The sequence below is a fragment of the Desmospora activa DSM 45169 genome, from assembly GCF_003046315.1.
Taxonomy (GTDB): Bacteria; Bacillota; Bacilli; order Thermoactinomycetales; family DSM-45169; genus Desmospora; species Desmospora activa.
Genome location: NZ_PZZP01000001.1, coordinates 2,617,956 through 2,630,756, shown reverse-complemented (window position 1 = coordinate 2,630,756; position 12,801 = coordinate 2,617,956). Strand labels below are relative to the sequence as shown.

Annotated in this window: 9 protein-coding genes and 1 other annotated feature; of the genes, 5 read left to right on the top strand and 4 right to left on the bottom strand. The window is 48.2% G+C overall.

Annotated elements, in window-relative coordinates; translation table 11 throughout:
* Positions 1-184 precede the first annotated feature (184 nt).
* Positions 185-2,824: a transglycosylase domain-containing protein gene (locus C8J48_RS12655; RefSeq protein ID WP_107727363.1), complete on the bottom strand. Its 2,640-nt coding sequence runs from the start codon at positions 2,822-2,824 to the stop codon at positions 185-187.
* A 207-nt stretch (positions 2,825-3,031) separates the two neighbouring features.
* Positions 3,032-3,254, top strand: a binding site (T-box leader).
* Between the two features lie 81 nt (positions 3,255-3,335).
* On the opposite strand from C8J48_RS12655, the gene tyrS reads away from it, so the two are divergent.
* Positions 3,336-4,574, top strand: coding sequence for a tyrosine--tRNA ligase (tyrS, locus tag C8J48_RS12650; protein ID WP_107727740.1), 1,239 nt, complete (start codon positions 3,336-3,338; stop codon positions 4,572-4,574).
* A 426-nt stretch (positions 4,575-5,000) separates the two neighbouring features.
* Here tyrS and rpsD read toward each other — a convergent pair whose 3' ends face one another.
* Positions 5,001-5,600 carry a 30S ribosomal protein S4 gene (rpsD, locus tag C8J48_RS12645; protein WP_107727361.1) on the bottom strand — a complete coding sequence of 200 codons (600 nt, stop codon included), beginning with the start codon at positions 5,598-5,600 and terminating at the stop codon, positions 5,001-5,003.
* 778 nt (positions 5,601-6,378) lie between these two features.
* Here rpsD and ilvA point away from each other — a divergent pair.
* A complete protein-coding gene (gene ilvA, locus C8J48_RS12635) occupies positions 6,379-7,674 on the top strand; it encodes a threonine ammonia-lyase IlvA (protein WP_281261209.1) in 1,296 nt (431 codons plus the stop codon).
* Positions 7,675-7,828: 154 nt separating this feature from the next.
* Here the strand turns inward: ilvA and C8J48_RS12630 are convergent, their stop codons facing one another.
* The gene (locus C8J48_RS12630) at positions 7,829-8,770 is read right to left on the bottom strand and encodes a hypothetical protein (protein WP_107727357.1); all 942 of its coding nucleotides are present in this window, start codon (positions 8,768-8,770) and stop codon (positions 7,829-7,831) included.
* A gap of 146 nt (positions 8,771-8,916) precedes the next feature.
* Between C8J48_RS12630 and C8J48_RS12625 the strand changes: the two genes are divergently transcribed.
* Complete coding sequence (locus C8J48_RS12625) at positions 8,917-9,951, top strand: carboxypeptidase-like regulatory domain-containing protein (RefSeq protein ID WP_146160488.1); 1,035 nt, start codon at positions 8,917-8,919, stop codon at positions 9,949-9,951.
* Between the two features lie 27 nt (positions 9,952-9,978).
* Positions 9,979-10,353 carry a FixH family protein gene (locus C8J48_RS12620; protein WP_107727353.1) on the top strand — a complete coding sequence of 125 codons (375 nt, stop codon included), beginning with the start codon at positions 9,979-9,981 and terminating at the stop codon, positions 10,351-10,353.
* Positions 10,354-10,448: 95 nt separating this feature from the next.
* On the opposite strand, the gene trmB is transcribed toward C8J48_RS12620, so the two are convergent.
* Positions 10,449-11,090, bottom strand: coding sequence for a tRNA (guanosine(46)-N7)-methyltransferase TrmB (gene trmB, locus C8J48_RS12615; RefSeq protein ID WP_107727351.1), 642 nt, complete (start codon positions 11,088-11,090; stop codon positions 10,449-10,451).
* Between the two features lie 685 nt (positions 11,091-11,775).
* Between trmB and C8J48_RS12605 the strand changes: the two genes are divergently transcribed.
* The gene (locus tag C8J48_RS12605) at positions 11,776-12,744 is read left to right on the top strand and encodes a sugar phosphate isomerase/epimerase family protein (RefSeq protein ID WP_107727349.1); all 969 of its coding nucleotides are present in this window, start codon (positions 11,776-11,778) and stop codon (positions 12,742-12,744) included.
* The last annotated feature ends 57 nt before the right edge of the window (positions 12,745-12,801 follow it).

The window sequence follows — 12,801 nt, the reverse complement described above, 5'->3', positions numbered from 1 at the left end:
TCGCTTTTTCTTAGCTTGCCGAGATAATCCGTGGAATGTCAAAAGTAACTCAACACACTGACGAGTAGGCCGTGGTAGGGCTTTTTGCAAGGTCAACTGGAACAATAAGATATAGCTTTGTTGAATCGCCAACCAGTATGTAGGTGAGGAGGGGACGAGGTCTAACCGGCCCCGCCCCTCACGTTTACCACCATTGCCACTTTTTCTGCGGACGTTTCATTTTTTCCGTTCTCGGATGTGTAGGTGCCGCTCCTATCGATGCCGTTACCGCCTCTGATTCTAGCCCATCAACAGCGACGGAGGTGATGCTGTAAAAGCCGGGGGAATCAGTATAGCGGTTGGATTGGTCAACGGGGATGCTGGCGATGCGAATGCCGTCGCGGTAGATGCGATATCCCGCTACTCCGCTGGAGGGGGAAGGGCTCCAGGTTAAGGTGATGCCGTTGTGATCAGGGTATGCCGATACGACTGGCGGCAGCGGTGTACCCGTGCTGAGACGGGGATCGGTTTCCTGGGGTAAAACCTCTCCGTTGTAATATTGATACGTCTGTTCTTCATCCGGTGGAATCTGGATGCCGGTGATCTCCTCTGTAAAGTCGTCGGGAGTAGTGGGGTGAGCCAGATACCGCTTGCCCTGAACCGTGACGGTTGTTGCCGTTTGATGTAAGGGACATGTGTGCTCCGGAATCCGTTCAACTGGCAGTCGTTCTTCTACGGTTTCCCCTGCTTGTTCACAAGCGGGAGAGGCGAGTTGACCCGACACTTTACATAGCTTGACTTGTTCCCAAGAATCAGGCAGCCCTACAAAATGCACTTCAGCGGAAAACAGCTCCGGCCGGGCGGTTTGGGCGGCTTGGAATACCTCCCGCCATACCCGTTTGGCCCGTTTATCGTCGGGGAGGGGGTGGTTCCAATCATACCCCACCCACACTCCTAAGGAGAGGCGCGGGGTATACCCGATAAACCAGACATCGTGATTCTCCTGGGTGGTGCCTGTTTTTCCCGCGATATCCAGGTGGGGAAAATGGCTCCCCACCAATCGTCCCGTTCCTCGATTCATCACATCTTGCAATAAGTCGGTCATCCAGCGCGCCGTTTGCGGAGAAAATATACGCCGTTCTTCTGGCTTCTGTTGATACACCGTACGACCTTCCGCATCTTCAATTAGTTCAATCAGGTGTGGAGGATGGTAGATGCCGTCCGTTGCCAGCGTAGCGTAGCCTGCTGTCATCTCTTCCACCGTAAAACCACGGGTAAAGCCGCCGATGGCAGAAGCTTCTCCGTCAAAACGATGGATGGGAAAATCCATTTTTCTTAAGGTGTTGAATCCCTCTTGAATGCCTACCTTGCGCAGGGTTTTAATCGCCGGGATGTTGAGGGATTGTCGTAGTGCTTCCCGTAAGGTGACCGGCCCCCGATATTGCTCGGTCTGATTTTTATAGATCTTATTTTTATCCTGTCCTTGGGACTCCAACGGTTCATCAATCAAAACGGTGGCGGGATCGGCGATGCCTTTCTCCAGCGCCGTACCGTAATCCAACAACGGTTTAATGGTTGAACCGGGTTGACGACGGGAATGAAGCGCATGGTTGGTCTGTTCCCGCTTAAAATCCCGCCCGCCGACAAAGGCGAGTACAGCTCCGTTCTGGGGATTAATCAACGTCGCTCCCACTTCTTCCTGGGCATGTTTGATGCGCTTGGGACCGCGATCGGTACGGACGGTATAGCTGACTGGTTTGGCGTAGAGGTGAGGATTGAGTGCCGCTCGGTTAATCGCTTCGTGTAGGTTGGGGTCCAAAGTGGTGACAATATGATACCCACCGGTCAAAATTCGTTTGCGGTATTGTTCCAGCGTGCTGCGGTACATCCCCTGACGGCTTAACTCCTGTGCATCTAAACCTTCCGCTTTCATCAATGCTTGGGCCGCTCGTTCTTCAATCGCAGCCATGACAAAGGGATGGCGCCGATAGGCACTTGAATTTTTTGGTTTAGCCAAGGATGTAGACAAATCATAAGAAAGAGCCTCCTCTGCCGCAGCTTGGTCAATCATGCCGTTTTGTACCATTCGACGGATAACGGTGCGCATCCGTTTTTGTCCAGCCGCCAGAGATGCCGGTTCAAAGGGGTTAAAGGCGTTGGGTCGTTGAATCATCCCGGCCAAATAAGCGGATTGAGCCAAATTGAGTTTGGATGCATCTACCCCGAAGATGCCGCGGGCGGCGGCTTGTACGCCGAGAAGATTGTGATGATTGGCCCCTTTGCCGAAAAAGAGGCTGTTGAGGTAGTAAGCTAAAATTTGATCCTTTGACAACATGCGTTCCAACTTGAGTGCGAGCCACATTTCTTTTAATTTTCGTTCCAGTGCCTTTTCCCGGTTTTTTAAGATTGCATTTTTCACCAATTGCTGCGTAATTGTACTACCTCCGCTAGCAAAAGAATGATTTTTTATATTATCCCAGGCAGCACGAGCCAATCCGCGAGGGGAGAGGCCAGGATGGCGGTAAAAATCTTTGTCTTCTGTCGCCACCAGCGCTTGGATCAGGTATGGACTTACTTCATGCATATGAACCCACTTTCGATCCGCTTCACTGCGCATCGCTCCGATTGACGTCCCATCCCGAAAATGGGCAAAACTAGTCTGATTCCAGCTGTCCAAACGATGTTGCAGTTCAGCGCGATCCAAGCCGCTCCGTTCCACGGTGGAAAAGAGGTAGCCCACTACTGTTCCGGTGCCTGCCAATAAGAACACGATTACAAAAAGAGATAGGACGGTTATCCAACGAAGCCAAGGATAACGAGTGAGATTGCGTTTCTTTCGTTTCATGATGGATTGCGGGGAGCCCGCCTGTCCCTCCTTTCGTCAAAATGTAGTGACAGAAGAGATTTTTGAACCCTTTGCAGTGTATCTACCCAAAAGCTCCTTCCCCAAATTTGCCTGGCAGTACATGGGGAGTTGCTTGATTTTAACCGAGCGATTATGGTAAGATAATCGTTAAAAAGAAGCGGCGTACTAGTTGGTACTGCTGTGAAGTAAACGGCAACGAACAAGTGTCAGTAGCAGGGAATGCGAATCCGCAGAGAGCTGGTGGTTGCTGTGAACCAGTGATCGCATCCATTGTGAATTACCGCTTGGGAGCTGTGCGCTTTCGATGAGAGATCGCGCCGGTCACCGGTCCGTTATCCGGATGAGTGGAGAATCGCATCATTAGCGGTTTTCAACAAGGGTGGTACCGCGAGTCAACCTCGTCCCTTTATGGGGACGAGGTTTATTTTATGGATTTTTTGCCATAAAAATAATTGCAGGCAGGTGTTAACGATTGGAAAAAAGTAAAGAGATGTCAGCAGAAGTGAAACAAGAGGTCGCACAACAGCTGCAATTAATCCGACGCGGGGTAGCGGAAATTATTCCTGAGGCTGATTTGGAGAAAAAAGTGCGGCAGGCGGTAGAAGCGGGCCGTCCGCTTAAAGTGAAGCTAGGGTTAGACCCGTCTGCACCCGATATTCATATCGGCCATACGGTGGTATTGAACAAGCTGCGCCAGTTTCAAGATTTGGGTCATTTTGTTCAACTGGTGATCGGGGATTTTACCGGCCGTATCGGCGATCCCACCGGCAAATCGGAAACGCGGAAGCCATTGACGGAAGCGGAAGTCAAGCAAAACGCCCAGACCTACGCCGATCAGTTATTTAAAGTTCTGGATCGGGACAAGACGGAGATTCATTTTAACAGCCGTTGGCTCGGTGCGCTCGATTTTGCTGCGGTGGTGGACCTGGCGGCGAAAACAACGGTGGCGCGGATGTTGGAGCGGGATGATTTTTCCAAGCGTTATCATGGGGGACAGGCGATTAGCGTGCATGAGTTTTTTTATCCCTTGATGCAAGGATATGATTCCGTCGCTTTAGAGAGCGATATTGAATTGGGAGGGACGGATCAAACCTTTAACCTGTTAATGGGGCGCCAATTGCAAGCGCAGTACGGGCAAGCAGAGCAAGTGATCCTGACGATGCCTCTGTTGGAAGGGTTAGACGGGGTAAAAAAAATGTCCAAGAGCTTGGGTAACTATATCGGCATCAATGAACCACCGGCTGAAATATACGGCAAGGCGATGTCCGTTCCTGACGAGCTGATGTTGAAGTACTATGAGTTGGTAACAGATCTTTCTCTGGAGGAATTGGATCAATTGCGGACGGGGATCAACGATGGCACACTTCATCCCCGTGATGCAAAAATGGGATTGGCTCGCCGGTTGGTGGAGATGTACCATGGAGCGGAAGCGGCGCAAGACGCAGAGGAAGGATTTAAACGCGTGTTTCAGCAGCGGTCGCTCCCGACGGATATCCCCGAAGTGGCGATTCCTTCGGCTGAGTTGGAAGAGGGACGGATCTGGATCGTCCACCTTCTCAGTCGTGCCGGCTTGGTCGCCTCCAACGGTGAAGCCCGCCGCATGGTCAAACAAGGTGCGGTCAAAATTAACCAGGAAAAAGAAGCGGACGCCGATGCCCAGATTGCGGTGGAAGATGGGATGATTTTGCAAGTGGGCAAGCGCAAATTTGCCCAGATAAAAGTGGTATAACGGAATGGTTCCTTCGTAATGCCCTCACCGATTGGGGAGTTAGAGGATCGGTATCCAGAAGAGTCGATTTTAAGTTTGTTGATTTGCTTTTAGGGAGAGATTTTTGAGTCTGGGTGCTTTTGCTGTTTACAAAGTGTTAGAGTTTCTTCCGCTAAGTGACACGGCAAAGATGCCTCTCAAATATCTCTCCTATCACTTTGATAATCAGATCGGACACTTTTTTAACTGTTTTCTGATTATGTTAAATTAATTGACAAACAACACAAGATATGAAATGATAGGAATGATCCTAATTTTCAGGGGGGATGAAAAATGAAAAAATTAACCTCATTTGCTGTCATCGCCTTTGTATTTCAGATTTTGGAAGGTTGGAGCTGGCAGTAAATTAAAAACCCCCTCATCCCATTGGATGAGGGGGTTTTTAATTTACCGGCTGTAGTACTCAACGATTTGACGCTCGTTGATTTCAGCGGGCAACTCACTCCGCTCTGGTAGGCGGGAGTAGGTGCCTTCCAGGTTGTTGGCGTCAAAGCTTACATACTCCGGCAGATAAGCGCGCTCTTCCAGCGCCTCTTTGACGATGGTCAGGTTGCGGCTTTTTTCCCGCAAGCCGATCACATCGCCCACTTTTACCTGATAGGAGGGGCGGTCCAGCTTTTTGCCGTTAACGGTAATGTGGCCGTGAACCACCAGTTGCCGTGCTTGTGAGCGTGTGCGGGAAAAGCCGAGGCGATACACCAAGTTATCGAGACGGGATTCCAGGAGCTTCATGAAATTTTCACCATGAACCCCTTTCATCTTACCGGCTTTGTCAAACAAGGTGCGGAACTGCTTTTCGTTCATGCCGTACATAAAACGCAGTTTCTGCTTCTCCTGCAACTGAAGTCCGTATTCGCTTAATTTCCGACGCTGGTTGGGACCGTGTACTCCTGGAGGATAAGGGCGCTTCAGCTCTTTACCCGTACCGGAGAGAGAAATCCCTAAGCGACGGCTTAATTTCCAACGAGGTCCTGTGTAACGTGCCATAACAAAACCTGCTCCTTTCCATGTTGCCAAAAATGGTGCAAACAACAGGGTGTGGCTGGTTCGCTGTCCTTGCCTGACCGTTCCGGATAGCGGCGAAACGACAGGCACCTGTATAGCATTATCAGCCGCTGTCCATACAGGGCGAACCAGTGAGGGTGAATCCATCACCGTTCTTTGCGTGCTATCCTCATGTTCCCTTGTTGAAAGGAACAAATGGAGCCATACAGACACATATTATATCGAAATGACAGCATAAGTCAATGATTTTCCGGTATCAGGAAGGTGATTTGGGGCCTGCTCACCATTTCGATGCGTCTTTTCCTTTTATCAATGATGTGCAGTCGGTCAAAGGGTGTAAACAGGAAACTTCAATCACCCTTTTTTTGTATGTTGATGTCGAGAAAAGCGGCATCCTTGCCAACCCCCAACAAGAGTGCAGATCCGCGGGTGTGTTGCCTGGAGAGGCCTAAAAAGTAGAGTCCAGGATATGGAGAGATGCCGCGTTGAATCGGTTTTCCCTTTTCATTCAAAACGTCGGGTACTTGCAGTCAACTGTAATCGGAACGATAAACTGTCGCCTAGATGATGTTTTGGATCGAGTACTGATTTCCATCCACAGTAAAGATCGTGTCGCCTTCTAAACGGGTAGTGCGAGATACCTGTGTTATTTTTCATTCCTGTATGATTTCACTAAAATACTCCGTTTTTTTCGCAAACGGTTGCCAAGTTCCCGCTGGACAGTGTATCATGGTCGGAAAACAACCGGGGGCATGGACCAGTGAAAGAAGGAAGTCAGACCGGAGTAAAAGAACCAAAAACCAACCCATCCCATCCTGTTTCCGTAGAAGATGTGATCATGGCCAACCACTTGCTAAAAGATGTAGTGACGCATACACCTTTGCAGCGAGATCCCCTTTTATCCCAGCGGTATGGCTGCCATTTGCATCTGAAAAGGGAAGATCTACAGGTGGTGCGCTCGTTTAAGATTCGTGGGGCTTACAATGTGATTTGCCACCTGCCGCCGGATAAATTGAAGAACGGCATCGTCTGTGCCAGTGCGGGCAATCATGCGCAAGGGGTGGCTTATTCCTGTCAAGCATTGGAGATCAAGGGGAAAATCTTTATGCCCAATCCCACTCCGCGGCAAAAGGTGAACCAAGTGAAACGGTTTGGTGGCCCATTTGCTGATGTGGTTTTGACAGGAGACACCTTTGACGATTCCCTGGCAGAGGCGTTGGCATATAGCGAAAAGCATGATATGGCGTTTATCCATCCCTTTGAAAATCCCCAGACTATCGCCGGCCAAGGTACGGTTGGCATGGAAATTTTAAACGATCTACAAGAACCTTTAGATTATCTGTTTATCGGCATCGGTGGTGGCGGTTTGGCTGCTGGAGTCGCTTCTTATGTAAAAGCAATCAGTCCCAAGACGCGGATTATCGGGGTGGAGCCGGCGGGTGCTCCCGCTATGGCTCGATCAGTAGAAGCGGGTAAAGCGATCACCTTGGATGTGATCGATAAGTTTGTGGATGGTGCCGCCGTTCGGCGGGTGGGGGAAATCAACTTAAGCATCTGCCGCGAACTGGTGGATGAATTTGCCGTTGTGCCTGAAGGCAAGGTGTGTACCACCATATTGCAGTTGTACAATGAGAACGCCATTGTGGCTGAACCCGCCGGTGCTTTACCGATCGCCGTTTTGGACCAGTACCGGGATCAGATCAAGGATAAAAACGTCGTCTGCATCCTCTCCGGCGGCAATAACGATATTGACCGCATGCAGGAGATCAAGGAGCGTTCACTCATCCATGAGGGACTCAAACATTATTTTACGATCCAATTTCCACAGCGGGCGGGAGCCCTACGGGAGTTTATCAATGATGTATTAGGACCCGACGACGATATTACCCGCTTTGAATACACCAAGCAGAACAGCCGTGAACAAGGGCCGGTCCTTCTGGGGATTGAATTGAAGCGACGGGAAGATTACGGGCCGTTGATTGAACGAATGGATAAAAAGGGATTTCAATATATCGAAATCAATAAGAATCCAACGCTGTTTCAGCTACTGATTTGAATGAATAAAAATATCGAGATTCCAAAACAACCTCAATATAGCGAGTAAAACCTCTTCGACTGCTGTTGCAGTCGTTTTTTTTGCTCAATTTGTAAATAACTTTTTGTGATCCGTCGCTAGTTAACGATGGCAGATCTGCATGGATGTGCGATTTTTATTTTAGAATCTGCAACAGTTCGTCATCGAGTTGGATCGTTTTATTATTATCGGTAAGATAGCGATCATCATTGGAGGTTTTTATATAGGCCAGCTTCCACCGGAACGGATATTGGTCGGAGAAAAGGTAGACAGCAGCGGAGCGAACGATCTTTTCCGATTTCGGCTTTGCAACTTGAGGATTCTGCTCAAACAAAGCGATTAAACGGTCGAGATTTTTTTGGTTAACCTGTTTCTCTGTGCCGTTTCGCTCTTGTATCACCATTTGATTAGGAGAGAAATTATTTACGTCAATTGGTTCGGTTTGTTGGCGGTAAACACTGCAAAATGCGATGTTGGCATCCACACAAGTTGCCAACCATTCCGTTGTTGAGAAGCCTTTAATTGCGTATATTTTGGATGCGTTTGATACACCGATCGTCTTTCCCAAATGTTCACGGCTAACATCTGCCTCTCTCATGATGGAGTATTGTCGATCTTCATATTGAAGCGCGCTCCCCTCCTTCTGTATTTCAGGTAAATATGCATAGGAAAAGAGCCAACCATACATACATAGATTAACGAGCAAAAGCGCACCATTGCTAATCGTAAACAATCGGCCTTTCTTAAAATATCGCCGTCCGATCAGAATGCCGACGAGCCCACCAAGTACCCCCACCGCAAATTGTAGGAGAAAGGTGGAATGAACGCTTCTTCTTCCATACTTATTTTTAGATGCATGAGTGGCAAGGATATTTCTGGCTCTGCCCACGGTTACAAATCCTACAGTATTGATGATTATGGCGTATGCTATGGGGTAAAACATATATTCCCATGTGTGAAACGAGGTGAAATATAGAAATAGGATAGATACGGGAATGGTAAGTATAACGATCCCTAAAGTTAGAACGAGTATAAGAGAAGCATGTAATCGTGTCAGTCTTGGTTGATCATTACCCATCGGATTCCCTCCTGTCGAAATTAGAGCGGTTTTTCGGGTTCGCTTGTTACATTTATCATAACAGAAAAGGGTAATAACGACAGAATTGACTCCCTATTTCAATTAGAATAAAATGTTAAATAACCATCGAATTAGGAGGTGTTGGTGTGAACAGGCTCTCTAAAATGGTTATTTTTAGCACGGGGATTGTGTTTCTTTTTTCTTCCGTGTTCGCTTCCCCGGTCCATGCGGACAAAAAAACTGCTGTTACAGGGGAAGTGACAACGACGTTTGAGTTTAGTGACGAATACACCAAAGATGCAAAGAAATGGTTTGATCACGCAAATGAAGTGGCCAGAGAAGACCTGGAAAAGGACTTGAAGGAGGCTCCAAAAAAAGAGAAACCAAAGATCAAAAAAGCGATAAAATTTCTTGAAAAAAACCAATCTGATAAAGTGTTCAAGGAATACCCTGACGGGAGTTCCGAATTGAACCAGGCACTTGCGGGTATGGAAGTAAAGATCGGCAAACAGAAAACGACTACCAATCGTGCTGGTAAATATACGATCCCCCAAGTGCCCTTGGGCAAGCATAAACTGACAATATCCTATGAAGGGCACGAGATTCATTCTATGGATGTGGTGGTAAAGAGGGGCCAGCCGCGTAAAGATATCGACTTACAGATCTATGACAGACAATTTATTGAAAGTGCTCGCAAAATGAGTGAGTCGATGGCTTCCCACCATCAGGAAGAGCAAGTGGGGACACAAGAAGTTACCACATATCCGGAGTTGCCTCAGGGAGAGGAAGTGGGTGAAGGGAGGGGATCGATGGTGATTTTGACGGAGGAAGGAAACATCGTCAATTGTAATAAAGCTCATGCATACGAATCACCGCAAGGAAAAAAGCCCTTTGATCCCGCTGGCCAAGAGGATTGGAAGTCAGATACCGCGTCTTTTCCCTGGACCGAAGCGGATTGTGCCGTCTCTATCGCTTTAGGATTCCAATATCTGATGGCACCGTTTTTTCTATCCAAATACGATAACAGCTACTATTGTGTGTTGGAATCGATGAATGCGATTCCAATGGATCCGGAGACCCCAGAAAAAAACATCTATTGTAACGGTGAAAATAAAGACGGCAAATATAACTGCTCCTGGTTTGAGGGTATTGATCACGACGAAGCATTGCATACCCATTGATTTGTAGTCTATGGAGAGGATAGCAACATGATCGAAAAATGGAGGATTGGATCGATCCTACTGTCGCTTTTCGTTTTAGTCGCTTGCTCCGCTGAGGGCAACACGAGTGAAGCCTTAAAGGTGCGAGTCACAATTGAGCCCCAATCACCCCAGCAACATCAAGCTGCCAAGCTGATCGTGCAAACCCTTGTGGATGGTCAACCAATCGACGATGCAGCGGTGACAATCGGAATTCGGCATGACTCGGAAAAAGAGGCAAAAACGGTAGAAGCATCCCCAGACAACAAAGGAAATTACATAGCCACAGAGACGTTTCATGAAGCGGGTAACTATCAATTGACGATAAACGCTGAAAAAGGTGAGGTTTCCACTGTTGCTACCAAGCAGATTGTGGTTGAGTAGTTTTAATGGCGGTAAGCAAAAGCAAGCACACTCATCGGGTGTGCTTGCTTTGGTGGAAAGCCTACTAACCCCGCAATTTTTTATAATCAAGACTTCTACAACGGTTGTGCCTTCAAATAATAGATCGGCATGCCGCGGGAGGTAAATTTGGTTTCATATTCCGTTGCGATATTTCCGGAGAGGTATGGGCTGTGATAGAGGTCGCGGGTGGATTCGATCAGGCGGTAGCCCGCTTGCTCCAACTGCTCTAACGAGAAGTCAAATAACCCTTCGTTGTCGGTTTTGAGCAGCACCTCGCCATTCTCCTTCAATACTTTTCGGTACTGCTGTAAAAATGACGAGTAGGTTAGCCTCCGTTTGGTGTGCCGTGTTTTGGGCCAGGGGTCGCTAAAGTGTAGATAAATGCGATCCACCTCACCGGGGGCAAATACTTCAGAGAGGAGTTTTACATCCATCCACAGGAAGCGTAGGTTTTCGCACTCCGTATCATCCGCTTTTTGTAATGCTTGTAGCAAAACCTCCTCAATCCGCTCCACCCCGATCCAATTTACACTGGGCTGTTCCAGGCACGCCTGGGATAAAAACTGCCCTTTTCCCGTGCCCAGCTCTAGATAGAGCGGACGATCGCGTTTAAAGAGGTGGGAGTGCCACTTTCCTTTGTATGTTTGTGGATTGTTGACGACACGGGGGTGTTCCTGCACCATTTGTTGCGCATTTGGTTTTCGTCTCAGTCGCATGGTTTAACTCCTTTATCCCGATTGTTCCTGTATAAAAAGACTGTCCCTATTATAGCTTAATTTTTTTGACGGCTCGTACCCAAGATGGATCGCTCTGTGTGCAATATGAACATCCAGTTGCGATAACAGTTGAAGGGACGGAAGTGTTGACAAAGCTTAAGGGTTGATCCATGCGTAGAGATAGGGGAATGTTGGTGTAAAAGGCAGCACGGAAAAAAGTTTTTAGTGTTGGGTACTCCCCAGTCCAATAATTGAAGGAAATGCTTCAAGTATGCTCGTTCTTATCCCTACAGTTGAAACGGGTTTCTGGCCAATAAAAAATCGGCTCTCCAAAGAATAGGGAGCCGGTTTTCTATCGGTTATAGCTTGAATTTCGATGTACATACAGAATAGGATATAGTCTTATCGGCCTAAAAACAAGTCTTGCATCAAAAGGGAACTTTCTATACGCTTAGTTTAGGAAAACGTTTTCCTGTTGGCAATATTCGCAGGTGTTCGATTATCCCGTTTTTTGGTACCGCTTTCATTTCCGTTGATTTGCCAGTATTCCTGTTTGTTGCATCGACGACCAAAAATTTTGCGAGTAGTGTATGGTTACATGGATACGGCATCGATGGATGGAAGAGAGCTGAGGAAACGGTTTCGCTTTACTTTTTAAAAACCGTAGATCTGAGGAGGCGTATGTATGAAGCTGGGTGTGTTTACGGTCTTGTTTTCCGAAAAGTCATTCGAAGAGATGCTGGATACGGTAAAAGCAGCAGGACTGGAAGCGGTAGAGTTAGGAACGGGGGGCTATCCGGGTACAGCTCACTGTGATCCCGCGACTCTGTTGGAGGACGACGCCAAATTAAAATCGTTTCAACGGGCGATCGCCGATCGTGGATTGACGATCAGCGGTCTCAGCTGTCACGGCAATCCGCTGACACCCAATCAATCATTAGCGAAATCTTCTCATGATACGTTTGTACAAACGGTTCAATTGGCGCAAAAGTTGGAAGTGCCGGTAGTCAACTGCTTTTCCGGAACGCCGGGAGATCATGAAGGAGCAAAATACCCCAATTGGCCTGTCGCACCGTGGCCCAATGAGTATCGTGAGGTATTGGAGTGGCAGTGGCGGGAGAAGATCATTCCCTATTGGAAAGAGTGGGGCGGTTTTGCCGCTGATCACGGTGTCAAGGTGGCATTGGAACTACACGGTGGCTTCTCGGTTCACACGCCAGCGACGATGTTGCGGCTGCGGGAAGCGGTGGGTGAGGTGATGGGGGCCAACCTAGATCCCAGCCATCTGTGGTGGCAAGGAATCGATCCGGTAGCCGCCATTAAGATCCTGGGCCGGGAAGGGGCGATTCATCACTTCCACGCCAAAGATACGTATATCGATCCGGAGCAGGTCAATATGCACGGATTGACTGATATGCAATCCTACGAATTTTTACAAGAGCGAGCGTGGCTGTTCCGCACCGTCGGCTATGGCCACGATATGAAAACATGGGCGGATATCATTAGTGCCCTGCGCACGGTTGGTTACGATTATGTGGTTAGTATTGAGCATGAGGATGCATTGATGTCGATCGATGAAGGCTTCGCTAAAGCGGTAGCCAATCTGCAAACTGTGATCACCAAAGAGCCCGTGGCTGATATGTGGTGGGTGTAAAATAACTTTGCTTCTTGTAAGGCAGAATCGATGATGGTCAAGGTTGATGCCGTTTTG